Consider the following 23,326-nt stretch of genomic DNA (forward strand, 5'->3'; position numbering starts at 1 on the left):
TCCGCGAAATGTCAGCCATCAGCGTAAGGACAAGTCTGCCACGGAAAAATAGGCTAAGGTTCCGAGCATATCGGACAAATATTCTTTAAACGGTGATGAGTGGATTCTCTCAGTGGCATCGCGTTCTTTGTGCAGGCGGCAGAAGCCCGCAGCTTTTCGCAAGCCGGTCGCGTGCTCGGTGTCTCGTCTTCCGCCGTCGGCAAGAGCGTGGCCCGGCTGGAGCAGCGGCTGGGCGTGCGTCTGCTCCACCGCAGCACGCGTAGCATCACGCTGACCGCTGAGGGCTCACTGTTTCTGGAGCGTTGCCGGCGCATCCTGTGCGAGGTCGAGGCGGCCGAATTGGAGCTGTCGGAAACCCAACGCGCGCCCCAAGGCAAGCTGCGTGTGAGCATGCCGCTGGTAGGCAGTTTGGTGATGCCGGCGCTGACGGCCTTCATGCACCGCTACCCCGCAATCGAACTGGACGTGGATTTCTCGGATCGGATGGTCGATGTCATCGAAGAGGGATTCGATGCCGTCATTCGCACCGGAGAACTGACGGATTCCCGGTTGATGTCGCGCACATTGGGCACGTTCAAGTTGCTGCTGGTAGCCTCACCCAAGTATTTGACCGCGCGCGGCACGCCGCTTGAGCCTGCTGATCTGGCAGACCACGCTTGTATGCAACACAGGTTTCCGAGTACGGGGAAGTTCGAGCCGTGGCCCTTACGCAGGCAGCAGGACGCGGTTGAACCCGTGCTCGGGGCCTCGATGGTATGCAACACCACCGAGGCCCTGCTGCACGTCGCCCGCGATGGCCTTGGGATCGCCTGTTTGCAAGATTTCATGGTGCGGGATGCGCTTGCGGCTGGCGAACTGGTGACGGTGCTGGATGACTTTATCCAGCATCAGGGCGCCTTTCGCATGCTTTGGCCATCGAGCAAGCACCGTGCGCCCAAGCTGCGCGTGTTCATCGACTTCATGGTGGCGGAGCTTTTCAAAGCCGGTAATCCGCTACAGATGAAGTAAATATATGTTGCGCCTGCAGATATGGATCGGATTTCCCCTCTACCGTGTAGGCGGTTTCCGATCATCCTTTTCACGGCTTTGCACCATTGCATGCTCTGGGGAGCACAGCCTAGTCTTTTCCGGTCGTTGCCATTCTTTGGCAGGCCGTCACAATCTTTGGAGCACGTGCACCTCCTATGGCGGTTGTACGTGGGGCACCTCACGTGCGTCGAGTTTCTAGAGTTCTCGGTCTGTAACCTGCGTCTGCCCAAGCCAACCTCAGAAGCTGTACTTGAAACTGGTCATCAGATTGCGCGGCGCGCCGTACACGCTATACAACCCGGACTGGCTGTAATACTCGCGATCGAACACGTTATTGATGTTCAGCGCAGCACTGAGGTTGCGGCTGATGTCGTAGCGGGCCATCAGGTTGGTAACCGCATAGCTGCTCTGGCTGAAGGTGTGCAAGTCAGCGCCAACCTTGCTCTGCCAGTTCACCCCGCCGCCAATCGTCAGTTTGTTCAGCGGCCCGTGCAGCCGGTAGCTGGTGAAGGTCTTTACGCTGTTGCGCGGCAGGTTGGTATTGATGCGCTGGTCATCGGCATCGGTGGTGACCGAATAGGCATAGCCGGCGGACGCCTGCCAGCCTTCGGCCAGTTCGCCGTTCAGTTCCAGCTCAATGCCCTTGGATGTGGTGTCCTGCTCGGCGCTGTAGACGTTGTCGTGCTGCCAGATGGCAAGGTTGTCCTGCTCCAGCTTGAACAGCGCAAGGCTTGAGTTGAGCTTGCCGTCGAGGTGCGAGCCTTTGATGCCGATCTCGTAGCCGACGCCTTCCATCGGGTCGAGCGGGTTGTTGTCTTCATCGGTCACCCACGACGCTTGCGGGTTGAAGATCTTGGTGTAGCTGGCATACAGCGACCAGGTCTGATCAAGGTCGTAGACCACCCCGGCATACGGGATGAATACGCCGCTCTCTTTGCGCTTGACCTCGGTCTCGGCGCCGCCGTACGGGCGGTCGGAGGTGTCGCGCTTCCAGTCGATCAGGCGGCTGCCGAGGATCAGGCTGAGGCCTTCGCTGACGCTGAAGCGCGAGGTCAGGTAGGCAGCGTACTGGTCTTCATCGATCGACGACTTGCCGCTCTCGGTGAAGGTGGGCTTGGCCGAGTTGCCGTCCCAGTCGAACAGGTTGTCGATCGCGCCGGCAGGCGAGCCGGCATAGTCATAGCCCCAACCGCCCCAGCCGGGCACGCTTTCCTTGTACTGGGACAAGGTCATCCCGGTGATCAGTTCGTGCTCGCGGCCGAACAGGCTGAACGGGCCGGTGGCGTAGACATCGAGGTTGTCCTGGCGTGGCGTACCGGAGAAGCGCACGGGCAGTTGCGACAGGCCGCTGCCGTCGGTGTTCAAGTCGCCCCTGGCGAAGTTGAACACTTCGTCGAACTTGTTTTCGGCGTGGGTCAGCTCGATCTTGCCGCTCCAGCCGTTGCCCAGTTGCTGTTCGATGGAGGTGAAGAAACTGGTTTGCTCGTGGTCGTTGTAGGACCAGTCCGGGGCGGCGTTGAGCGAGCGCTTGAGGTTGGTGCGCTGGCCGGTGCTGAAGCGCGACGGCAGGCCCGAGCGCAGCGGCGAGTCGACGTCGCTGCGCAGGTAGCTGAAGCCCAGGGTCAGCAGGGTGTCTTCAGTCAGGTCGAACTCGGTGATGCCATAGATCAGCTGCGACTGCGAAGAGTAGCGGTCGATCCAGGCCTTCTCGGTCTTGTAGTCGGCGACGAAGCGGCCGCGGATGTTGCCCGCTTCGGTCAGCGGGCCCGAGACGTCGAAGCCTGTGCCGTAGCGGTCCCAGGTGCCGGCCTCGCCGGTAATGCTGGCCTGCGCATCGGCCGTCGGGCGCTTGCGGATCAGGTTGATGGTCGCCGAAGGGTTGCCCATGCCGCTGATCAAACCGGTGGCACCGCGGACGATTTCGACGCGGTCGTACATCGCCATGCTCTGCGAGTAGTTGTCCAGACGAGTGTTGGTGGGCACGCCGTCGACCTCGTAGTTCTGGATGGCAAAGCCGCGTGACCAGTACGAGTCGCTCTCGGCGCCGAGGCCGTCGCGCACGACGATGATGCCGGGGGTGGCCTCGAGGGCATCGGTGAGGTTGGTCAGGCGCTGGTCATCGAGGCGCTGGCGGGTCATCACTGTGAGCGACTGCGGGGTTTCCTGCGGGGTCAGGTTGAGGCGGGTCGAGCTGCTGGACGAATAGGTGGTGTAGAGGCCGGTGCCTTCGGTGGTCGAGCCGGGGGCTTTGCCGGAGATGGATACCGCGCTCAGCTCCATCGCGCCGCTGCTGCTGGCTTGCAGGGTGTAGTTGCCGTTGGCACTGCGGCTGGCCTCCAGGCCACTGCCGGCAAGCAGCATGGCCAGGCCCTGGTCAACGTCGAAGTTGCCGTGCAGGCCGGCGGTGCTGCGTCCGTCGGTGAGGGTGCTGGGGTAGCTCAGCAGAATATGGGCGGCCTGGCCAAAGCGGCTCAGGGCTGGCGCGAGCGGGCCGGCCGGGATGTCGAAGTCGGCCTGGGCCTGCTCGGCGGCGCTGGCCCAGGTGGGCAGCATCAGCAGCGGTGCGGTGGCGGTCATGCAGGCGATGGCCTGGACCACGGCGCCGGCCAGTTTATGCTTGAGATTCACGCGTTGTTCCCCGATTGAATGATTGTCTGGGGGTTAAGTCTCGCGAGAATCAAAAATGGACCACCCTTGCGCAGATTTTTTTGCGTCAGGCGATGCGTGGCTTCAATGTCACCCAGTACCGGGTGAAATGCTCGACCTCAAGCTGCAGGGTGTTGGCCACGGCGAGGATGACCTTGTCGGTATCGGCCAGCGGAAAGGTGCCGGACACACGTAGCCTGGCCAAAGCGGGATCACAGGTCAGATGGCCACGTCGGTAACGGCTCAGTTCAGCGATGAATTCTGCCAGTGGCTGGTCTTGAGCGACCAGCATGCCCTGGCTCCAGGCAGGGATGGCGAGCGGTTCAGGTTGCCGGCTAACTATGCCGGCTTCGGCGAAGGTGGCTCGCTCGCCGGCTTGCAGGATGATCGGCGGGTGTGCCAGCAGGGCAGGGCTGAATACCAGCTCGCCGCGGTAGACGCTGACCTGAGTAAGACCCGCGCGTTGCCTGACGTTGAACTGCGCCAGTTGCGCCTCGAGCCGACCCTGAGCGGTGTGCACCGACAGCAAGCGTCCGGCGCTGGCGTTGCTACGGGTGATCAGCAGCTCGCCGCGCAGTAGTTGTATCCGCCGCTGGTTCTGTTCGGTGGCAACGTTGATCGCCGTGTCAGTGTTCAATTGCAGCTCAGTGTCACCGGCCAGGCTGATGCGCCGTTGTTCGCCGACCCGGCTATGATAATCAGCGCTGAAGTCTTGCACCAGGGCAGTGTCCTTCATGTACCAGGCACTGGCGCCGGCGGCCATCAACACGCTCAGTTGCTTGAGCACGCTGCGTCGCGACGAGTCTGGACGCAATGCCGCCTGGGCCAATCGGCGCTGGCTTGGGTTACGCAGGTCGCCCATGCGCTGGGCGAATGCTTCGGCGCGTTGCCAGGCATGTTCATGCATCGGCTGCGCCTGCCTCCAGGCCATCCACGCGGCGAGGGTTGCCGGGCTGACGTCAGGTTCCTGCAACTCGAAATGCCAGTGCATGGCCTGCTCGGCTATTTCTGCGGCAATCGGCGGCGGGCTGCTGGTCACGGCAGGTCCAGACTGTCATCGAGGACGATGCACAGCGCGCTGGCTTTGATGATGTAGCGCTTGATGGTGGTTACCGAAAGCTTGAGCCGGTCGGCGATCTCGGCGTGGCCGAGGCCATCGACCTGCGACAGCAGAAACACCTCGCGCACCGGCCGCTCCAGGCTTTCGAGCATGGTGTCGAGGGCGATCAAGGTCTCGAGCAGGATTGCCTGGGTTTCCAGGCTTGGCGCAACCGGCTCGGGCATTGCCGCCAGCGCTTCGAGGTAGGCGCGTTCGATTTTCTGCCGACGGTAATGGTTGCAAAGCACGCTCTGCGCCACCTTGGCTAGAAAGGTCCGCGGTGCGTGCAGCGCTGGCAGTTGCTCTTTGGCCAGCAGGCGCATGAAGGTGTCCTGGGCCAGATCCGCTGCGCTGTGCGAGCAACTCAGGCGTTGCCGCAGCCAGCCCGTCAACCAGCTGTGTTGCTGACGGTAGAGCACAGCCACGTTGCACAGGGCAGGTTGGGAGGATGGGAGCATGATCTGCAGGCGCCGATTGGAAGTGTCGCAAACGATAATGCTTATCATATATATGGCTCGGGGCGATGCGCAACAGGTGCGAATCGGTTGGCTATTGCAAAGCTACCGGTCACCGCACGACAATAAGAGTCATTACCACTCGCGAAACGTTCTATTGCCATGTCCGCCAATGATGCGTCCCTGCACACTGCCGTCAATGACCTGTACTGCGAGCATCACGGCTGGCTCAATGGCTGGTTGCGCCAGCGCCTGGGCAATGCTTTCGATGCCGCCGATCTGACCCAGGACACCTTCGTGCGCGTGCTCAAGGCGCGCAGCGCCCTGGAGATCCGCGAGCCGCGGCCGTACTTGTCGAGGATCGCCAACGGTTTGCTGATCGACCTGTTTCGGCGCCGTTCGCTGGAACAGTCCTACCTGCAGGCACTGGCCGCCATGCCTGAAGCGCTGCAGCCGTCTCCGGAAGAACAGGCGATCATGCTGCAGGCGTTGGTCGAGATTGACCGCTTGCTGCAAGGCCTGGGGCCCAAGGTCAAACAGGTGCTGATCCTGTCGCAGTTCGACGGCCTGACTTACCCGCAGATCGCCGCGCAGTTGGGTATCAGCCTGCGCAGCGTCAACAAGCATATGGCCAAGGCCATGGAGCACTGCTGCTTGATGCAGATCCAGATGCAGCTGGCATGAGCCTGACCCTCGCTGAACGGCAAGCGATCAGCGCCGCAGCGCGCTGGTACGCAGCGCTGCAATCAGGGGTCGCTACCGACGCCGAGCGGGCGGCCTGGAACGCCTGGCTGGTGGCCGATCCTGTTCACCTGCAGGCCTGGCAGCGCATGACTGCCGTTGCCGAGCAGATGGCCAGCGTGCCAGGTGCGGTGGCGGCACCGGCATTGCGTGGCCTCGAGCGCACGCGCCGACAGGTGCTGCGCAGCGTCATGATCCTGATGCCTGCTGCGTCACTGGGTTGGCTGAGCTGGCGCAGTGATACGCCGCAGCAGCTGTTTGCCGATTTTCGGACCACGGTTGGTGAGCGTCGCCAGTTTCAGTTGGCGGATGGCAGCAGGCTGTGGCTGAACACCGATTCGGCAGTCAACTTGAGGTACGACGGCAGCCAGCGTCTGCTGGATTTGCTGCAGGGCGAGATTCTGATCAGCACGGCCCCTGACGCTGCGCAGCGGCCGTTCAAAATCCACACCCGTCACGGCGAGGTACTGGCGCTGGGCACGCGCTTCATCGTTCGCACCCACGAGCAGAACGCCGAGGTCGCCGTAATCGAGAAGGCGGTAGAGGTCCGCACGGCCAGCGCTGGCGCAGCCATTCGGGTCGAAGCGGGGCAGCGGCTGGACTTCAATAAACGCTCGTCGGGGGCTGTGCAGCGCAGTGATGCCTCCGTAGGCGCCTGGCAGCAGGGCAGCATCATTGCCGTGGAGCGGCCGTTGGCTGAGCTGCTGGCGGATCTGTCACGTTATCGCCGCGGCGTGCTGCGTTGCGATCCGCAGATTGCCCGGATGAAGGTCTCCGGAGCGTTCCCGATCGATGACACCGACCTTGCCCTTACCGCACTGGAAAGTGGCCTGTCGCTGCGGGTCACGCGCTTCAGCCGCTACTGGGTGCATGTCTCGGCAGCGGCCGTGGCCCATTGAAAAAACTTCGCAGGCATGTGCACTTTTTACCGACGCCGTTCGGCTCATCCCCCAATACGTTTATTGAGCAATGTTCAGGGGGAGGGTAGGCATGTCTGCAATGCACAAACGGGGTCGTCTGGCGACCGCAATCAGGGCTGGTCTGTTGGCCGCAAGCATGGCCAGTGTATGGTCGACGGCAACATTCGCCGCTCCGGCGCAGGAGCAAGGCGCGGCGCGGGCGTTCGCGATTGGCCCGGGCAGCCTGACCGAAGTACTCGGCCGCTTCGCCAGCGCAGCGGGTGCTGCGATCTCTTTTGATGGCCGCCAAACAGCCGGGCTGCAGTCGCCAGGGCTCAATGGGCAGTTCAGCATTGGCGAAGGTTTTGCGCGGATTCTTGCCGGCAGCGGCCTGCAGGCCGAAGCGCAGGCTGACGGTACCTATGTGCTGCGTGCTGCGCCCGCTACTGGTTCGGCAATGGAGCTGGGCGCCACCACCATCAACGGCCAGGTGCTTGGCGCCACTACCGAGAACAGCGGCTCGTATACTACCGGCGCGGTCACCATCGGCAAGGGTGAGCACTCGCTCAAGGAAACACCGCAGTCGGTCACGGTGATGACCCGCAAGCTGCTCGATGACCAGAATCTCAACACCATCGACCAAGTCATGGAAAAGACCCCGGGCATCACCGTGTATGACTCAACCATGGGTGGAAAATACTTTTACTCTCGCGGTTTTCGCATGTCGGGCCAGTACCAGTACGACGGCGTGCCGCTGGACATGGGCAACCTGTACGTGCAGGCCGACAGCTTCAGCAGTGACATGGCCTATTACGACCGGGTCGAAGTCCTGCGCGGCGCCGCCGGCATGATGAAAGGAGCGGGCGGCACCGCCGGTGGCGTCAACTTTGTGCGCAAGCGTGGCCTGGCCGCTGCCCACACCGATGTCACCCTGTCGGGCGGCAGTTGGGACAATTACCGTGGACAGGTCGACACGGGCGGGCCGCTGAATGCGTCTGGCACGCTGCGCGGCAGGGCGGTGATCGCGCAGCAGAGCCGGCACTACTTCACCGATGACGCCAGCCGCAAGGATCAGGTCTATTACGGCGCACTCGATTTCGATCTCGGCCCTGACACTACCCTGGGCCTCGGTATCGCCTATGAAGACGTCGACGCCAATCCATGCTGGGGTGGCGTGCCGCGCTATCGCGATCGCAGTGACCTAAAGCTGAGCCGCTCGACCTGCCTGGACCCTTCGTGGAATACCTGGCGCAGCCAACGCACTACCGTATTCAGTGACCTCAAGCACCAGTTCAATGATGACTGGCAGCTCAAGGTCGCCAGCGTCTATTCAAAAAACACCCAGGATATCAAATACGCTTTCGCCTCCGGCGCTGTTACCCCCGGCGTCGACACCACCGGTATGCTCGGCAGCATGTATGACTACGACCAGGTCGACTATGGTCTGGATGCCTATGTCGATGGCAAGTTCGCAGCGTTTGGCCGGCAGCACGAGTTGGTGTTCGGCGCCAATGCGAGCCGCGCCGACAAGGACGACTTCTATTCGGTCGCGTTTCTGCCGCAACGACAGAATGTATTCAACCCTGACAAGAATATCCCTGAGCCGGATGACAGCTACTTCATCGACAATGCGTCGCGCGGTGGCCCGGTCAAATCGGTTACCAAACAGAAAGGCGTGTACTCGACGCTGCGCCTGAAACTGGCCGATCCGCTGACGCTGGTGGTTGGTGGACGGGTCAGTTGGTACAGCTCTGAGACCGATTCGGAGTTCCTCAACGGCGTTGCCCCACAGCATTCGCGCAGCCGCGAGACCGGCCAGGTGACCCCGTTTGCCGGCGTACTGCTGGACCTCAATGACAACCTGACGGCCTACGCCAGCTACTCGGATATCTTCACCCCGCAAGGCAATTACCGCGATGAAGCCGGCTCGGCGCTCAAACCGTTGGTAGGCCAGAGTTACGAGTTGGGGATCAAGGGCGCCTGGTTCGACGGTCGCCTCAACAGCGCGTTCAACCTGTTCCGCACCCTCCAAAAGGACCAGGCGCAGACGGATTACTTTTCGTCATGCCCGTCTTCCGACGGCTATTGCTATGTCAACGCCGGTAAGGTTCGTGCGCAGGGTTTCGAGGCTGAAATCAGCGGCGAAGTCATCGAGCGCCTGCAACTGATGGCGGGCTATACCTACACCCAGACCAAGACCCTCGACGACATCGACGCCAGCCTCAACGGCGCAGCGTTCAACAGCTACGTGCCGCGGCATGTACTGCGGATGTGGGGTGAATACGCCTTGGGCGGGGCGCTCGAGCGCTTCACGGTTGGGGCGGGGGTGAATGCGCAAAGTGACAATTTCCGCCTTTCGCCTGCCAGCGGCGAGAAAATCACCCAGGCAGGTTACGCGGTCTGGAATGGACGGATCGGTTACCGCATCGATGACACCTGGTCGCTGGCACTGAACGCCAATAACCTGTTCGACAAGCGTTACTATGCAACCATCGGCACCGAGGCGTTCGGCAACTACTACGGTGAGCCGCGCAACTTCATGGCGTCGGTGAAGGCAAGCTTTTGATCAAGGAGACTGCGTTGATGGATCGGGCCTATTGGCTAGCGCTAGGTGGACGCGCGGCGCAGGATATTTATGCCTGGTCGGCGTTCGTCGCGGCCACGGAGTTTCTCTGGCAGGACGCTGCGCTGGTCAAGGACAGCGATGCCTGGCAGGCGCTGTGGTTTGAACTTGAGGTCGTCAATGCGCTGGCATTGGCCGAGTGGGATGAGCAGGGGCGACCTGGAGACTGGTCGGTGCGCTGGGGTAAGGATTATCAGCAGGATGCGGCTGAGCTGGCGGGGCGGTTGCTAGCGCTGTTGGCGTGATCCGGATTTCGGCATGGGGGCTGCGCGGCAGCACCCAACCATCCAACGGTCTGTTATCAAGGCGCGCCAGTTAGACGCGCAGTTTTGCCTGGAGGGAGAACCTAGCCACCAACTTGCTCATGTCCACCGCCAGGCGCGACAGTTCGGCGCTGGCTGCGGCTGGGTGGCGCGAACCGTTCACTCAGTCATCAGCGCAGCCGTTTGCTGGCTGTGCAGCTTTCTCGATGCCTGCAGTGCCACCAGCAGCACTGCACAGGCTGCTACCAAGGCCAGGGCGAATCCAGCGTGGACACCCGCGCTGTCAACGATTCGCCCGGCACCCGCAGCGCCCATAGCCACGCCAACATTCAGCCCAGCCAGCAGCCAGGTCATGCCCTCAGTTACTTGCTGTTCAGGGACCAACCGCTCGATCAGGGTCATCGCCACAATCATGGTGGGTGCGAAGCACAGGCCCGCCACCAGTACTGCGCCCGCCAGGGCAGGGATGCTGCCCGCAAGCATCAGCGGCAGCGTGGTTACGGCAGTAGCGGCTGCACCGATGAGCAACTGTCGATGCAGCGCAAAGTTCGTCTGCAAAACCCCAAACAGCAAGCCGGACGCGCAAGAGCCGAGCGCATAGGCGGCCAGTACCACGCTCGCAGCTGCCGGGCGCTGAAGCTGCTCGGCAAATGCCACGCTGGCGATATCGACGGTGCCGACAATGATGCCCATGCACACCATCAACAGCGTCAGCAGGCGCACGCTGCCCAGGCGGATGACCGAGCATGATGGTGCAGCCAGATTATCGGCAGCAGCAACGCCTGGCTCGGTAGCACGTTGAAGCAGCAGCGCAGTCACGCCAAGCGCCAATACGCTTGCGCTCACCAACAGCGCAGCTTCTGGAAACACCGCCACAGACAAGCCGACCGCAAGCGGTGGCCCGAGGATGAACGTCACTTCGTCAAAGACCGTTTCCAGCGAATACGCCGTTTGCAGGCAGGGCTGGCCGCGATACAGGGCGGTCCAGCGGGCCCGCACCATTGCCGATATGCTTGGCATGAACCCGGCGAGCAGTGCTGCGATGAACAAACACCAGACTGGCGCCTGCCACCTGGCGCTGGCGGCCAGCATCAACAGGCCGACCACGCTGATCGCGGTCGCGACCGGCAACACGCGGCGTTGCCCATGCAGATCAACCAGCCGCGACAGCTGCGGCGAGAGCAGGGCGTAGGTCAGCACAAAGGTCGCCGAGACCAGGCCTGCCAGGGCATAACTGCCGTAGAGTTGGGATAACAGGGTGATGATGCCGATACCGGTCATTGGCAGAGGTAGCCGCGCCAGCAGGCCTGCGGCGGTAAAAGCAGGGCTGCCAGGTGCGGTGAACAGTGCTCGATAGGTGGGGGCCATAGGGATCTCCTGAAATGCCGACTTGCATGTGCATTGCCCATGCAGGGAAAATACATACGCTGTGTATGAAAGTGATCGTATATTCATACGCTGCGTATGTAAATCATCATTCAGGCCTTAGCCAGGAGAACGCAGATGGTTCGTCGCACCCGTGTCGAGATGGAAGAAACCCGCGCAGCCTTGCTCGCCACCGCGCGCAAGGTGTTCACCGAGCGTGGCTATGCCGACACTTCAATGGATGACCTGACCGCCCAGGCGGGCTTTACCCGCGGCGCGCTATATCACCACTTTGGTGACAAGAAAGGGCTGCTGGCGGCGGTGGTCGAGCAGGTCGACAGTGAGGTGGACGCACGGCTGCAGGCCATTTCTGATTCAGCTGAAAATCCGTGGGAAGGCTTCAGCGGTCGCTGCCAGGCCTATCTGCAGATGGCCCTCGAGCCGGAAATCCAGCGCCTTTTGCTGCGGGATGCCCGAGCGGTGCTGGGCCCTGCCTCGGCCGAGGCGCAGCGCCACTGTGTCGAGTCGATGACGGGGTTGATCAATGAACTGATGGCGCAGGGCGTAGTAGCCAAGACCGACTCCGAAGCAATGGCATCGTTGATCTACGGCAGTTTGTCGGAGGCGGCGTTCTGGATCGCGGAGGGCGACCAAGGCTCCCGTCGGCTGGAGCGGGCCAGCGCGGCATTGGAGTTGCTGCTGGGCGGTTTGCTGCTTGGAGCATGATCCAAGGATCTCTGGATACCTGCATGAATATGCCTAATGATGCTGTGAAATCGTTTCATTAGTTCGCACACAGCCAACAACCTAGACTACGTCCTACTTAGTTACGCGATAAAATTGAAGTTCGAGTTGCCCACTGCTGGAAATGCGCGTTCGGGTTTCGGGTTTCATCTCGCTCAACAGGATGTCAGGTTGCGATGAATAACCAGTTTGCCTTTACCCTGAAAAGTCTTCGTTTCGACGAACACTATCAACCCTGCGAAAAGACCCGCATCACCACTAACTTTGCCAATTTGGCGCGCGGCAGTAATCGCCGGAAGAACTTGCGCAATACCCTGCAGATGATCGACAACCGCTTCAATGCCTTGGCCCATTGGGACAACCCGACAGCGGATCGCTACAGCGTCGAACTGGATATCATTTCGGTTGAAATGGACCTCGGTACGTCTGACAGCGCGCGCGGCCTGCCATTGATCGAGATATTGAAGGCGACCGTAGTGGATCGCGTCACCGGCGAGCGTACCCAGGGCATGGTGGGCAACAACTTCTCCTCCTACGTGCGTGATTACGACTTCAGTGTGCTGTTGTTGCAGCACAACAAAGGCGCGTCCGAGTTTGCCGTTCCGGAGAACTTCGGCGAGCTGCACGGCAAGCTGTTCCAGCACTTCGTCAATTCCAGCGCCTACCGCGAACACTTCGCCAAACCTCCGGTTATCTGCCTGAGCGTTTCCACCAGCAGGACTTATCAGCGCACTGACAATCACCACCCGGTGTTGGGTATCGAGTACCGCCAGGACGAGTATTCGCTGACCGATGAATACTTCAAACAGATGGGATTGAAGGTGCGTTACTTCATGCCGCCCAACAGCGTTGCGCCGCTGGCGTTTTATTTCTCCGGTGATCTGCTGGCCGATTACACAACGCTTGAACTGGTCAGCACCATCAGCACAATGGACACCTTCCAAAAGATCTATCGCCCCGAGATCTACAACGCCAATTCCGTGGCGGGCAAGTCGTACCGGCCAAGCCTGCAACATGAGGATTATTCATTGACGCGCATTGTCTATGACCGTGAAGAGCGCAGTCGGCTGGCGCAAGAACAGGGCCAGTTTGTCGCTGAACACTTCATCAAACCTCACCGCGCTGTTCTCGAACAGTGGGCCGCCAATTACGCGGTTTGAGCCGTTAACAGAATAAGGTTATCTACCGTGAAAAAACTGCTACCCACTTCGACTGCCGGCAGCCTGCCGAAACCTTCCTGGCTGGCCCAGCCCGAAACGCTCTGGTCGCCCTGGAAGCTGCAGGGCGATGAACTGACCGAGGGTAAACAGGATGCTCTGCGTCTGGCGTTGCAAGCGCAGCAATTGGCGGGCATCGATATCGTCAGTGACGGTGAGCAAACCCGTCAGCATTTCGTCACCACGTTCATCGAGCTTTTGAGCGGGGTTGATTTCGAAAAGCGCGAAACTGTCAGGATCCGTGACCGTTACGATGCCAGCGTGCCAACCGTCGTCGGCGCTGTTGCGCGGACAAGACCGGTGTTTGTCGAAGACGCCAGGTACCTGCGCCAGCTGACCGATGAGCCGATCAAGTGGGCACTGCCGGGCCCCATGACCATGATCGATACGCTTTACGACAGCCATTACAAAAGCCGGGAAAAGCTGGCGTGGGAATTTGCCAAGATCCTCAATCAGGAAGCCAGAGAACTGGAAGCGGCCGGCGTCGACATCATCCAATTCGACGAACCGGCCTTCAATGTGTTCTTCGACGAAGTCAACGACTGGGGCGTCGCTGCTCTGGAGCGGGCAGTCGAAGGCCTGAAGTGCGAAACTGCGGTGCATATCTGCTACGGCTACGGCATCAAGGCCAACACCGACTGGAAGAAGACCCTCGGCACGCAATGGCGTCAGTACGAAGAGGCGTTTCCGAAACTGCAGAAGTCCAGCATCGACATCATCTCGCTGGAATGCCACAACTCCCATGTGCCAATGGACCTGATCGAGCTGATCCGTGGCAAGAAGGTAATGGTCGGCGCGATCGATGTTGCGAATCACACCATCGAAACGCCCGAAGAGGTGGCCAACACCTTGCGCAAAGCGCTGCAGTTCGTCGATGCCGACAAGCTGTACCCGTGCACCAACTGTGGCATGGCGCCGTTGCCCCGGCAGGTTGCCCAGGGCAAGCTGAGCGCGCTGAGTGCGGGTGCAGAGATCGTTCGCCGAGAGCTCTGAAGCCGCTGCCGGGCCAGTGGCGGGTCTGGCTTACAGATCCGCCAGCGCACCTCTGTACAGCACCGGCCCGGTCGGTTGACCGGTCGGCGAGCCGCCTTTCGGTTCAAGGCTGATCGCCAACACCACGGCCTTGCCGAGCAACCGGCTCTGGGCCTTATCAAGCTTGAGCGTGCTGCGGCCAGTCTCGGCGATCAACCCGAGCGAGACAGGCTTGCTGCCCGCAGCGATCGCCCAGAGTTGCAGGCTGTGCGCCGGGGTAATTGCAGTCAGTGCCAGCGCTTCGATGTGCAACTGGTCTGCACCAGCGTCAATCCGGAACACAGCCTGCGCAGTGTCACTCAGCAGGGTGGCGCGGTAGCGGCTGTCGTCCTGGTTGTAGATCACACCAAACACCACGGCCACCGCCAGCGCACAAGCCACCACGCCGATACGCAGCCCGTTCCACCACCCGCGTTTAGCTGGTTCAGTGACCGGCTGCGGTTCGATGCGTGCCTTGATCCGCTGCCAGACATGCTCTGCAACGGGCGACTCTGGGATAGTCTCGGTCATGCTGGCCAGGCAGGTTTGCCACTGGGCAAGCTCTGCACGCAGTGCCTTGTCCTCAAGCAACAGCCGTTCAAAGCGCCGCTGCGCCAACGCCGGCATCAAACCGACGGCGTAGTCGCCAGCCAAGGCACGGCGCAGGGCAGGGGTTTGATAGTTCATGATTCAAGGCACCTGCGCAGGCGCTCCATACCGCGGCGGATCCACGACTTGACCGAGCCCAATGGAGCTTTGAGGTGGACGGCGAGTTCGGCACAGGACAAACCCTGGAAATACGCGACGGCGATCGACTGGCGTTGCATGCCTTCAAGCGTGTCCAGGCAACGGTTCAGCGCGCCAGCCTCGCGGGCAGTGCTCAATTGCTCATGCGCGGAAGGGCTTTGATCCTCCAGCAGCTGCGCTTCGACATCGGTCAGGGAGCGTTCACGCTGCTTGCGCAGGTGATCCACGGCCTGATTGCGGGTGATGTTGATCATCCAGGTCATTGGCGCGCAAAGGTGCATCTGGTAGCGGGAGGCGTTATGCCAGATGCGCACGAAACTCTCCTGCAGCACGTCTTCAGCCAGATCGCCGCGCCCCATGAAGCGCAGGGCAATCCCGTGCAAGCGCGGGCTGACACTGCGATAGAGCGTTTCGAAGGCACGTCGGTCGCCCAGCGCAGTGGATGCCAGGAGCTGCGCCAACTGGTCACTTTCGGCGATTGAGATAGCTGTTCTCCAGGCAATCGGGTTGACTGATGCGAGGCTTCGATTGCAGTCAGAGAATAGTGTAGGAAATGGGGACGGGCCATTCACTGAGCGGCGCCTGGCCAATACCGCCGCACCTCGTCCGTTGGCGCGGCGGCAGGGCTCAGCCTTTGGGCATCAGGACCTTGTCGATAACCTGGATCACGCCGTTGGACTGGTACACGTCGTAGGTGGTGATGTCGGCCACGTCACCCTTTTCATCCTTGAGGGTGATGTTGTGCGGCCCGTTCATCATCGCCCACAACGTGCCGCCCGCCACGGTGGTCAGTTCGGCTTTGCCGCCGCCCGCCTTGATCTTGGCGGCAAGGGCAGCCATGTCGAGCTTGCCGGCAACGACGTGATAGGTGAGCAGTTTACTCAGGCTGGCCTTGTTTTCCGGTTTCAGCAGCGTATCGACAGTGCCCGCGGGCAATGCCGCGAAGGCTGAGTTGACCGGCGCGAATACGGTGAACGGGCCTTTGCCTTTGAGGGTGTCGACTAGCCCTGCCGCTTTCACTGCGGCGACCAGCGTAGTGTGATCTGCAGAGTTCACCGCGTTGTCGATGATGTCCTTGCTCGGCAACATGCTCTGGCCGCCCACCATGACGCTGTCCTGGTTCATGCTCGCCGCTTGCGCGGTACTGATGGTGAAATTACCGGCGAAGGCGAGCGTCAGCAGGCTGGCGACCAGCTGCGTTTTCAATGCAGTGCGTTTCATGGTGGTGATCCTTGCAGGAGGTATCGGCCAGGAAGGTCTGTCCGTGCTTGATATACGCGCGGGCCGGTGAGTTGGATGCAGTAAGGGCGACTTTTATTTTTTGGGCGGGCGGGGCAAGCGCGGTGTTCTGGCGAGGCGGCTTGCTAAACAGAGGGCTGGCGGTTAACGTCGTTGTCATGAGCACACTGCGCAGCACTTCGACTACCACCACCACGACCACCAGTGACGGGTCGAGGGTGCCTGCGTGAGTTGATCGAACAGCGCCCCCAAAGACCCGCCAGCAATGGATCGGGTCTTTTTTTTTGCCCTGATTTTTATCACTGACGTAAGGATACGAGCATGTATGCACTTCTGATTCTCGACATGCAGGTTGGACTGGTGCATGGGCCGGACAAGCCGTGGCGCATCGGGCAGGTCATCGATAATTTGAACGTGCTCATGGAGCAGGCTCGAGACAAGGGCGCGCCTGTCTTTCTCGCCCGCCATGTGGGGCCAGCAGGGACTGCAATAGAGCCGGGTAGTCCACTGACGCAGATCATCCCGCAGTTGCAGTTGCAGGGTGACGAAGTGATCTTCGAGAAGCGCCGGCCCAGCGCCTTTACCCACACCGATCTAGCCGAGCAACTGCGTGAACATGGCTGTGAAGGCGTGATCGTGACCGGGATGAAAACCCAGTATTGCGTAGACAGCACGTGTCGGGCGGCTCGCGACAGTGGCTTTGATGCAGTGCTGATTGCCGACGGTCATACCTGCTCCGACACCCCCGCGCTCGGTGCCGAGGCCATCGTCGCTCATCACAATGCAACGCTGGCCGGTGCATTTTGCCGCGTGGTGCCCGCTGAGGAGTGGCGCTTCTGAAATCACGCTGATCGGCTCGGCCCGAGTCGATCAGCGTGGGCCTTACAGTTCCAGATCCAATAGCGCCTGGATGGTTTGTCGCCGTCTGATCAGACGAATATCGCCATCCTCGATCAGCACTTCGGGCAACAACGGCCGACTGTTGTAGTTCGACGACATGGAGGCGCCGTAGGCCCCTGCGTCGTGGATCACCAGCAGGTCGCCGACACAGGCCTGGGGCAACAACTGCGCCGCCAGCCCGTGCTCGTCCTGGGTGAAAACATCGCCTGACTCGCACAGCGGCCCAGCCACCTGAGTCAATTGCAACGGGCGCTCGACTGGATTGCCGTCGGCATCCAGCACAGTCATCCGGTGATAACTGCCATACAACGCCGGGCGCAGCAAATCGTTGAAGCCGGCGTCGACCATGATGAAGCGGTTGCCGCCCATCTGCTTGACTGCACGCACCTCGGTCACCAGGTAGCCCGACTCGGCAAGCAAGAACCGCCCGGGCTCGATCTCCATGTGCACCTCATGGCCAAGCATTGTTTCGATCTGGCTTTTAGCCGCCGCCCAGGTCCGGGCATAGCGCTGGATGTCGACCGGGCTGTCACCGTCCCGGTACGGTACCGATAACCCGCCGCCGATGGAGAACGCCTCGATATCCATGTCCAGCCGGTCGACCAACTCGACCATCGCCTGGGCAACCTGCTCCAGGTGCGCATAATCCACACCTGAGCCGATGTGCATGTGCAGGCCCACCAGGTGCAGACCGTGGGCGCGGATGCAGTCGAGAGCCTCGCCGAGTTGCTCGTGCCAGATGCCATGCTTGCTGTTTTCGCCGCCGGTGTTGGTCTTGCGGCTGTGGCCGTGGCCGAAGCCCGGGTTGATCCGCAGCCACACCCGGTGCCCGGGGGAGCATTCGCCCAACTGACGCAGCATGTCGATCGAGCCCGCATTGACCTCGATGCCCGCTTCGACCACCCGCGCCAGCGTCGCGCGATCCAGCACATCGCTGGTCAGCACCAGCTCTGCTGGCTGCCGATCAAGCGTGGCGCCTACAGCCAGGGCCCGTTCGATTTCGCCCAGTGATACCGCATCCAGGGCCAGGCCTCGCGCGCGCATCAGGCGCAGGATATGCAGATTCGGGTTGGCTTTTTGCGCATAGCGAACCAGATCGAAGCCTTGCAACTGGTCGATCCTGGCGTTGATGGTGTTTGCGTCGTAGACCCACAACGGCGAGCCATGGCGGCGAACTGCGCTGGTCAGCAAGTGGAATGGGGCGGATTCAGGCATGGGGTAATCCTTGTACGGGAGGGGTCCAAGGTTGCGGTAAGTGACGTATTTATAAAAATAGCTTTTTATGTGTCAGCAATTCATATCTGATATGGCAATTCTGCTGCGTCGGTGCCGCTGTGAAGCTTACCTTTCGTCATATCGAGATCTTTCGCGCCATCATGTCAGCCGGCAGCGTGACCGGGGCTGCACGCCTGCTGTTCACCTCGCAACCTACCGTCAGCCGTGAGCTGGCGAGGTTCGAACAACTGGTGGGGTTGAGTCTGTTTGACCGCGAAGCAGGACGCTTGAAGCCGACGGCGCAGGCGTTGCTGCTGCTGGAGGAAGTGGAGCGGTCGTACATCGCTCTGGAGCGTATCGATCGCTGTGCCCAGGCCATTCGCAACTTTGAGCAGGGCAGGTTGGCGATCACTTGCCTGCCACTGTTTTCGCAGACGTTACTGCCAGAGGTGTGCCAAAGCTTTCATCAACACTACCCCGGCGTGAGCGTGCGGATCGAAGCGCAAGAGTCGCCACTGCTGGAAGAGTCTCTGATTGCACAACAGCATGACCTTGGGCTTACCGAGGTCGAGCAAACGCCACACGGGACCGTCGCTGAGTTGTTGTTCAGCGCAAGCATGGTCTGCCTATTGCCGGATCAGCACCCGTTGCTCGACAAGCGCCAGCTTGAGCTCAGCGACTTTCACCAGGTTGATTTCATCAACCTCTCCAGCCTGGATACCTATCGCCAGCAGCTGGATCAGCATTTCAGCGCGGCAGGCGTCAACCGGCGCACCGTCATCGAGACGACCAATGCCGCCTCGGTATGCGCGATGGTCAGGCAAGGGTTGGGCGTAGCGGTCATCAATCCGCTAAGTGGCCTGGACGCTGCGCGCAGTGGCCTGTCGATACGCAGGCTGAGTGTCTGCGTACCCTACAAGGTGATGTTGGTTCGCCCAGACCACCGCCCTGGCTCGGCGGCGGTCGATCGCTTTTGCCAGGCGCTGCGGGCGCAAGCGCGCAAGCTGAGTGAGGCCTTGGCTACGGGGCTGTAAATTTACTTTGCGCGTTCCGAGCGCAGCAGCAGGGCCGCGAGTGCGCAGGCCGTAAGCGCCAGGCACGAGACATAGAATGCATCGCTGTAGGCCATCAGGTAGGCCTCGCGGCGGATCGTCCCGGCCAGCCCTTCGAGCAGCTGTTGCTGCTGCAGCAGCCAGCTCTGCATCGGTTGGCCGATACGCTCCTGGAGGGCGGGCGAGAACAGCGTGACATGCTCATGCAAGCGCTCGCTATGCACCCGTTCGCGGCTGGCGACGATCTGCGTCAACCCCGCCGTACCGATGGCCCCGCCGAGGTTGCGCAGCATGGAAAAAACCGCTGAGGCAGAGCCGGCCTGGCGCTTGTCCAGGCCAGCGACGGCCAGCACTGACAACGCCACCATGATGAACGGCTGACCAATGCCGCGCACCACGGTCGAGGGAATGATCACGTTGTTGCCGGCATCGGCGCTCAGCCACGCGCCCAACCAGCAGCCCAGCGCCATGATCAAAAAACCGCTGGCGACCATGAACTTGGCACTGGTCCAGCCCATCAAGCGTGGCATCAGGGGCGCCAGCAGCAGTTGCACCACGCCGTAGGCAATCAGCGCTACGCCGACCTGATGGGCGCTGAAACCCTGCAGCTGCGACAGATAGTTGGGCACCAGAAAGACCAGGCCAAAGGTTGCCGCGCCAAAGATGAACATTGCCGCGCTGGCCACGCCGAAGTTGTAGTGGCCGAGCAGACGCAGATTGATGAAGGCACGTGAGCCAAACAGCTGGGTCGCCACGAACAGCACCAGCGCAATGGCGGCAATCAGGCTGAGGCCGGCAATCAACGGCGAGCTGAACCAGTCCAGGCGGCCGCCTTCTTCCAGCACGATCTGCAACCCGCCCAGGCCGATGACCATGGCGGCGATGCCCAGCCAGTCGCCTTGGCGCAGCCGCGCCAGCTGCATCGGTTTGGCTTCGATCGACCAGGCGATGGCGAGCAGCAAGGCAATACCCGGCACCAGTTGCAGGTAGAAGATCCAGCGCCACGAAAAGGCGTCGGTGAGCCAGCCGCCCAGCGACGGGCCGGCGGCTTGGGCGACGCTGTTGGCCAGGCTGAACAGGGCCATGCCCATGGCCATCTTGCGCGCCGGTAGCTCGGTGATGATCAGCTGGAACGACAGCGGAATCAGCACCGCGCCAGCCGCGCCTTGAATGACCCGGATGAAAATCATCGTCTCCAGATTGGGTGCCGCCGAGCAGGCTACCGAGGCGAGCAGAAAGATAAACGAACCGGTCCACATCACTCGGCGCAGGGAGAACACTTCGACCAGCCAGGCGGTCAGCGGGATCATCACGATTTCTGCGACCAGATAGGCCGTGGATATCCATGAGCCTTCTTCAAAGCTGGCCCCCAGTGAACCTCGGATCTCGGGCAGCGCCGCGCTGGTGACGTGTACGTTCATGCCGGCCATGAAGCAGCCGAACAGCCCCGCCAGCACTGCCACCCAGGCACGCAACGATACTGATTGCTCAGTGCTCATCGGTGCTTGCCCCTGGGCGCGTGTCGACCCGTGTCACAACCGACATGCCGGGCAGGAGCGGCAGATCCGGCAACGGTTGATCGAGCAGGATGCGTACCGGGAAGCGCTGCACGATCTTGGTGAAGTTGCCGGTAGCGTTATCGGACGGGAGCAGCGCGAAGACATTGCCGGAGGCCGGCGACAAGCTCGCTACATGCCCTCGCAGGTCGTGATCGGAAAAGCTGTCGACCGCGATACGTACCGGCTGGCCCGGGCGCATGTGCTCCAGCTGGGTTTCCTTGTAGTTGGCCACGACGTAGGCCTGCTGCAACGGCACCACTGCCAGCAGCGGCTGGCCTGGCAGCACATATTGCCCGGCGCGAACCCGGCGTTGGCCGACCACTCCGGCGATCGGGGCGCGAATCACGGTGTCTTGTTGATCCTGCTCGGCCAGCTGTTGTTGGGCTTGGGCGCGGGAAAGGGTCGCTTGGCACTGCTTGAGTTCGGCATCGACCTGCGCGGCGCGCAGTTTGGCCATGTTCAGTTGCGATTGCTGTTGCTGCAGTGCAGCCTGGGCGCCTTGCTCGGCCGCTTGCGCCTGGCTGGCCTGGCTGGTGGCGGTTTCCAGCCGTTGCGCGGTGGCGGCGTGGTCACGCACCAGTTCGCGATAACGCTGGATATCGAGCTGGCTGCGGCGTGCTTCGGCCTTGGCGCTGCGCAGGGCGGCCTGCGCCTGGAGGATGGCCTGGCGTTGCAGGGTGATCCGCTCGGCCGCCAGTTGCTGGCTGGCAGCGGCTGCGAGCAGTGCCGCCTGCGCCTGGGCAACTCCGGCCCGTGCCTGATCAAGGCGAGCGTTGTAGTCGCGATCGTGCAGGCGTACCAGCACGTCTCCGGCCTGGACCGGTTGGTCGTCTTCGACTTCAACAGCCGCCACATTGCCCGCCACGCGCGAACTCAGCGCCACCCAGTCAGCCTTGATGTAGGCGTCATCGGTGCTCTGCAGATAGCGGCCTGTGGCCCACCAATAACTGGCCAGCGCCAGCAGCGCGACCACGGTCACGGCGAGCGCTACCGTCAGCGCCAGGCGCCGCCGGGTTGTGGTTTTACTGCGCTGCTCGGCAGCGTTGGGCACGGTGGGTTGTACGGCACTGTTCATGGTTGGGTTCCGGTTTTACTGATGGATGCCTGCCAGCGGCCGCCGAGGGCGCGCAACAGGTTGATCTGGGCCTGGGCGAGACGACCTTGGGCGTCGACCTGGCGAGCGCGCAGGCCTATCAGCTCGCGTTCGCTGTCAAGCAACGCCAGGCCATCAAGGGCGCCGGCGCGGTAACTGAAGTCGGCCAGCGCATGCGCTCGTTGACCGTGCTCCAGCGCGGCGGTAACGGCCAGCAGGCTTTGCCGCTCACCGTCGAAGCGAGCGAGGGCCTGGCGCACATCCTTCAATGCGGCCAGCGCGACGCCTTGGTAATGAGCCCGTTGGGCCTGCTGCAAGGCTTCGGCCTTGCGCACTCGGGCGCGGTTGGCGCGCACGTTGGGGAACTGCCAGGTGATCAGCGGGCCGATGCCGAACATCACCGCGCGGCTGTCGCCGAGGTGACCGAGGTGTTGGTCGGCAGCCGTCAGCGAAGCGCCAAAGCTGACCTTGGGGTAGAGGTCGGCGGTGACGATCTCGACGTCCAGCCCGGCGGCGCGCAGCTCACGCTCGGCCTGGCGCACATCCGGGCGGCGTTCCAGCAGCTGCCAGCCATCGCCGAGCGGCAGCGCAGCCGCCAGCGTGGGCGGGCTGTCGCAGGTTATGGCCGCTGCCGGCGCAGCCTGGCCGCTGAGCATGTTCAGCTCATACAGGGCCATCTGCCGGTGCGCTTCGAGCAACGGCAATTCGGCGCGCAGCTGCTCTTGCAGTGCGAGCAGGCGCTCACGGTCCAGCTCGGTGGCGATGCCCGCTTGCTGCTGACGTTGGCTGAGTTGCACGCTGTGCTCAAGGCTGTGCAGGGATTGCCTGGTCTGCTTCAGACGGGCGCTGTAGGTGCAGTGCTGGACGTAGGCGCGGCTGGTTTGAGTGACGACATTCAGGCGCACCAGGTCCAGTGCTGAGGCGCTGGCGTCGGCCTGCACTGCGGCGCGCTCGATGGCAGCGCGTACCTGCCCCCAGATATCGACCTGATAGGCCAGCTCGATGCCCGGATTGAGTTGCCACTGCGCCGAGGCGTGGCTGTCGGTGGCTTTGGCCAGGGTCTGATCATCAGCAGTTTTACCGTAGGTAGCTGCCAGGCCAAGTGCAGTGGCGGGCCAGCGTTGGGCGTCGAACTCGGCAATGCCCGCCAGCATCGCCTGTACGTTGGCTTTGGCCTGGGCCAGGTCCTGATTACGCGCCAGGGCGCGCTGTACCCAGCGGTCAAGTTGCGGATCATTGAACAGCCGCCACCAGTCCTCGGGCAGGGCCTGCCTGCTGGTACCGATGGGCACGCTGGCCAGGGCATCAATCTGCAAGGGTGGCGGCGCGGGCACAGGTTGCCGGGTGCAGGCAGTCAGCGCACAGAGCATGGCCAAGGCAAGCCGGGTAGGGCGGGGGGAGGATTGGCGTAAAGGCATCACAAATGTCG

21 protein-coding genes are annotated in these 23,326 nt (G+C 61.9%); 10 read left to right on the plus strand and 11 right to left on the minus strand.

Going from position 1 to position 23,326, the window contains the following annotated elements:
- Window positions 1-99: 99 nt before the first annotated feature.
- Window positions 100-1,008: a LysR family transcriptional regulator gene (locus tag HU736_RS02350; protein WP_186699744.1), complete on the plus strand. Its 909-nt coding sequence runs from the start codon at window positions 100-102 to the stop codon at window positions 1,006-1,008.
- Between the two features lie 258 nt (window positions 1,009-1,266).
- On the opposite strand, the gene HU736_RS02355 is transcribed toward HU736_RS02350, so the two are convergent.
- From HU736_RS02355 to HU736_RS02365, 3 genes are all read right to left on the minus strand, one after another.
- Window positions 1,267-3,606: a TonB-dependent siderophore receptor gene (locus HU736_RS02355; protein WP_186699929.1), complete on the minus strand. Its 2,340-nt coding sequence runs from the start codon at window positions 3,604-3,606 to the stop codon at window positions 1,267-1,269.
- 136 nt (window positions 3,607-3,742) lie between these two features.
- A complete protein-coding gene (locus tag HU736_RS02360) occupies window positions 3,743-4,714 on the minus strand; it encodes a FecR domain-containing protein (protein ID WP_367615277.1) in 972 nt (323 codons plus the stop codon).
- The gene (locus HU736_RS02365; RefSeq protein ID WP_186699747.1) at window positions 4,711-5,232 is read right to left on the minus strand and encodes a sigma-70 family RNA polymerase sigma factor; all 522 of its coding nucleotides are present in this window, start codon (window positions 5,230-5,232) and stop codon (window positions 4,711-4,713) included. The genes HU736_RS02360 and HU736_RS02365 overlap by 4 nt, the downstream gene beginning before the upstream one ends.
- A gap of 159 nt (window positions 5,233-5,391) precedes the next feature.
- Between HU736_RS02365 and HU736_RS02370 the strand changes: the two genes are divergently transcribed.
- The 4 genes from HU736_RS02370 (at window position 5,392) to HU736_RS02385 (ending at window position 9,737) form a co-directional block, all read left to right on the plus strand.
- On the plus strand, window positions 5,392-5,913 hold the full coding sequence (locus HU736_RS02370; RefSeq protein WP_103436980.1) for a sigma-70 family RNA polymerase sigma factor: 522 nt from the start codon (window positions 5,392-5,394) through the stop codon (window positions 5,911-5,913).
- Window positions 5,910-6,869 (plus strand): FecR domain-containing protein, encoded by a 960-nt coding sequence (locus tag HU736_RS02375; protein ID WP_186699749.1) that lies wholly within the window; start codon window positions 5,910-5,912, stop codon window positions 6,867-6,869. Before HU736_RS02370 ends, HU736_RS02375 begins: the two co-directional genes overlap by 4 nt.
- Before the next feature lie 91 nt (window positions 6,870-6,960).
- A complete protein-coding gene (locus tag HU736_RS02380; RefSeq protein WP_186699751.1) occupies window positions 6,961-9,435 on the plus strand; it encodes a TonB-dependent siderophore receptor in 2,475 nt (824 codons plus the stop codon).
- A gap of 14 nt (window positions 9,436-9,449) precedes the next feature.
- Window positions 9,450-9,737: a hypothetical protein gene (locus HU736_RS02385; RefSeq protein ID WP_371411608.1), complete on the plus strand. Its 288-nt coding sequence runs from the start codon at window positions 9,450-9,452 to the stop codon at window positions 9,735-9,737.
- 177 nt (window positions 9,738-9,914) lie between these two features.
- Here the strand turns inward: HU736_RS02385 and HU736_RS02390 are convergent, their stop codons facing one another.
- Complete coding sequence (locus tag HU736_RS02390; RefSeq protein WP_186699753.1) at window positions 9,915-11,123, minus strand: MFS transporter; 1,209 nt, start codon at window positions 11,121-11,123, stop codon at window positions 9,915-9,917.
- Window positions 11,124-11,258: 135 nt separating this feature from the next.
- On the opposite strand from HU736_RS02390, the gene HU736_RS02395 reads away from it, so the two are divergent.
- The 3 genes from HU736_RS02395 (at window position 11,259) to HU736_RS02405 (ending at window position 14,074) form a co-directional block, all read left to right on the plus strand.
- Entirely contained in the window at window positions 11,259-11,846 is a 588-nt protein-coding gene (locus tag HU736_RS02395) for a TetR/AcrR family transcriptional regulator (protein WP_186699755.1), read from the plus strand.
- A 194-nt stretch (window positions 11,847-12,040) separates the two neighbouring features.
- Entirely contained in the window at window positions 12,041-13,024 is a 984-nt protein-coding gene (locus HU736_RS02400) for a DUF1852 domain-containing protein (protein ID WP_186699757.1), read from the plus strand.
- Window positions 13,025-13,051: 27 nt separating this feature from the next.
- A complete protein-coding gene (locus HU736_RS02405; RefSeq protein WP_186699759.1) occupies window positions 13,052-14,074 on the plus strand; it encodes a methionine synthase in 1,023 nt (340 codons plus the stop codon).
- A 30-nt stretch (window positions 14,075-14,104) separates the two neighbouring features.
- On the opposite strand, the gene HU736_RS02410 is transcribed toward HU736_RS02405, so the two are convergent.
- The 3 genes from HU736_RS02410 to HU736_RS02420 form a co-directional block, all read right to left on the minus strand.
- Entirely contained in the window at window positions 14,105-14,779 is a 675-nt protein-coding gene (locus HU736_RS02410) for an anti-sigma factor (RefSeq protein WP_186699761.1), read from the minus strand.
- Entirely contained in the window at window positions 14,776-15,342 is a 567-nt protein-coding gene (locus HU736_RS02415; RefSeq protein ID WP_340612914.1) for a sigma-70 family RNA polymerase sigma factor, read from the minus strand. The genes HU736_RS02410 and HU736_RS02415 overlap by 4 nt, the downstream gene beginning before the upstream one ends.
- 124 nt (window positions 15,343-15,466) lie before the next feature.
- Window positions 15,467-16,060, minus strand: coding sequence for a fasciclin domain-containing protein (locus tag HU736_RS02420; RefSeq protein WP_186699765.1), 594 nt, complete (start codon window positions 16,058-16,060; stop codon window positions 15,467-15,469).
- Between the two features lie 339 nt (window positions 16,061-16,399).
- Between HU736_RS02420 and HU736_RS02425 the strand changes: the two genes are divergently transcribed.
- Window positions 16,400-16,918: a cysteine hydrolase family protein gene (locus tag HU736_RS02425; protein WP_186699768.1), complete on the plus strand. Its 519-nt coding sequence runs from the start codon at window positions 16,400-16,402 to the stop codon at window positions 16,916-16,918.
- Window positions 16,919-16,960: 42 nt separating this feature from the next.
- Here the strand turns inward: HU736_RS02425 and lysA are convergent, their stop codons facing one another.
- On the minus strand, window positions 16,961-18,193 hold the full coding sequence (lysA, locus tag HU736_RS02430; RefSeq protein WP_186699770.1) for a diaminopimelate decarboxylase: 1,233 nt from the start codon (window positions 18,191-18,193) through the stop codon (window positions 16,961-16,963).
- 119 nt (window positions 18,194-18,312) lie between these two features.
- Here lysA and HU736_RS02435 point away from each other — a divergent pair, with 119 nt between their 5' ends.
- A complete protein-coding gene (locus HU736_RS02435) occupies window positions 18,313-19,227 on the plus strand; it encodes a LysR family transcriptional regulator (protein ID WP_186699772.1) in 915 nt (304 codons plus the stop codon).
- 2 nt (window positions 19,228-19,229) lie between these two features.
- Here the strand turns inward: HU736_RS02435 and HU736_RS02440 are convergent, their stop codons facing one another.
- The 3 genes from HU736_RS02440 to HU736_RS02450 are packed head-to-tail and all read right to left on the minus strand — an operon-like array spanning window position 19,230 to window position 23,315.
- Complete coding sequence (locus HU736_RS02440; protein WP_103436990.1) at window positions 19,230-20,744, minus strand: DHA2 family efflux MFS transporter permease subunit; 1,515 nt, start codon at window positions 20,742-20,744, stop codon at window positions 19,230-19,232.
- Complete coding sequence (locus HU736_RS02445; RefSeq protein WP_186699774.1) at window positions 20,734-21,879, minus strand: HlyD family secretion protein; 1,146 nt, start codon at window positions 21,877-21,879, stop codon at window positions 20,734-20,736. Before HU736_RS02445 ends, HU736_RS02440 begins: the two co-directional genes overlap by 11 nt.
- Window positions 21,876-23,315 carry an efflux transporter outer membrane subunit gene (locus HU736_RS02450; RefSeq protein WP_186699776.1) on the minus strand — a complete coding sequence of 480 codons (1,440 nt, stop codon included), beginning with the start codon at window positions 23,313-23,315 and terminating at the stop codon, window positions 21,876-21,878. Before HU736_RS02450 ends, HU736_RS02445 begins: the two co-directional genes overlap by 4 nt.
- Window positions 23,316-23,326 lie beyond the last annotated feature (11 nt).

Source organism: Pseudomonas shirazensis, assembly GCF_014268785.2.
Lineage (GTDB): Bacteria > Pseudomonadota > Gammaproteobacteria > Pseudomonadales > Pseudomonadaceae > Aquipseudomonas > Aquipseudomonas shirazensis.

Coding starts and splice junctions, on each gene's coding strand:
- HU736_RS02355 (WP_186699929.1), bottom strand. CDS start 3,606: ATGACCGCCACCGCACCGCTGCTGATGCTGCCCACCTGGGCCAGCGCC.
- HU736_RS02365 (WP_186699747.1), bottom strand. CDS start 5,232: ATGCTCCCATCCTCCCAACCTGCCCTGTGCAACGTGGCTGTGCTCTAC.
- HU736_RS02370 (WP_103436980.1), top strand. CDS start 5,392: ATGTCCGCCAATGATGCGTCCCTGCACACTGCCGTCAATGACCTGTAC.
- HU736_RS02375 (WP_186699749.1), top strand. CDS start 5,910: ATGAGCCTGACCCTCGCTGAACGGCAAGCGATCAGCGCCGCAGCGCGC.
- HU736_RS02380 (WP_186699751.1), top strand. CDS start 6,961: ATGTCTGCAATGCACAAACGGGGTCGTCTGGCGACCGCAATCAGGGCT.
- HU736_RS02390 (WP_186699753.1), bottom strand. CDS start 11,123: ATGGCCCCCACCTATCGAGCACTGTTCACCGCACCTGGCAGCCCTGCT.
- HU736_RS02395 (WP_186699755.1), top strand. CDS start 11,259: ATGGTTCGTCGCACCCGTGTCGAGATGGAAGAAACCCGCGCAGCCTTG.
- HU736_RS02400 (WP_186699757.1), top strand. CDS start 12,041: ATGAATAACCAGTTTGCCTTTACCCTGAAAAGTCTTCGTTTCGACGAA.
- HU736_RS02410 (WP_186699761.1), bottom strand. CDS start 14,779: ATGAACTATCAAACCCCTGCCCTGCGCCGTGCCTTGGCTGGCGACTAC.
- HU736_RS02420 (WP_186699765.1), bottom strand. CDS start 16,060: ATGAAACGCACTGCATTGAAAACGCAGCTGGTCGCCAGCCTGCTGACG.
- HU736_RS02425 (WP_186699768.1), top strand. CDS start 16,400: ATGTATGCACTTCTGATTCTCGACATGCAGGTTGGACTGGTGCATGGG.
- lysA (WP_186699770.1), bottom strand. CDS start 18,193: ATGCCTGAATCCGCCCCATTCCACTTGCTGACCAGCGCAGTTCGCCGC.
- HU736_RS02440 (WP_103436990.1), bottom strand. CDS start 20,744: ATGAGCACTGAGCAATCAGTATCGTTGCGTGCCTGGGTGGCAGTGCTG.
- HU736_RS02445 (WP_186699774.1), bottom strand. CDS start 21,879: ATGAACAGTGCCGTACAACCCACCGTGCCCAACGCTGCCGAGCAGCGC.
- HU736_RS02450 (WP_186699776.1), bottom strand. CDS start 23,315: ATGCCTTTACGCCAATCCTCCCCCCGCCCTACCCGGCTTGCCTTGGCC.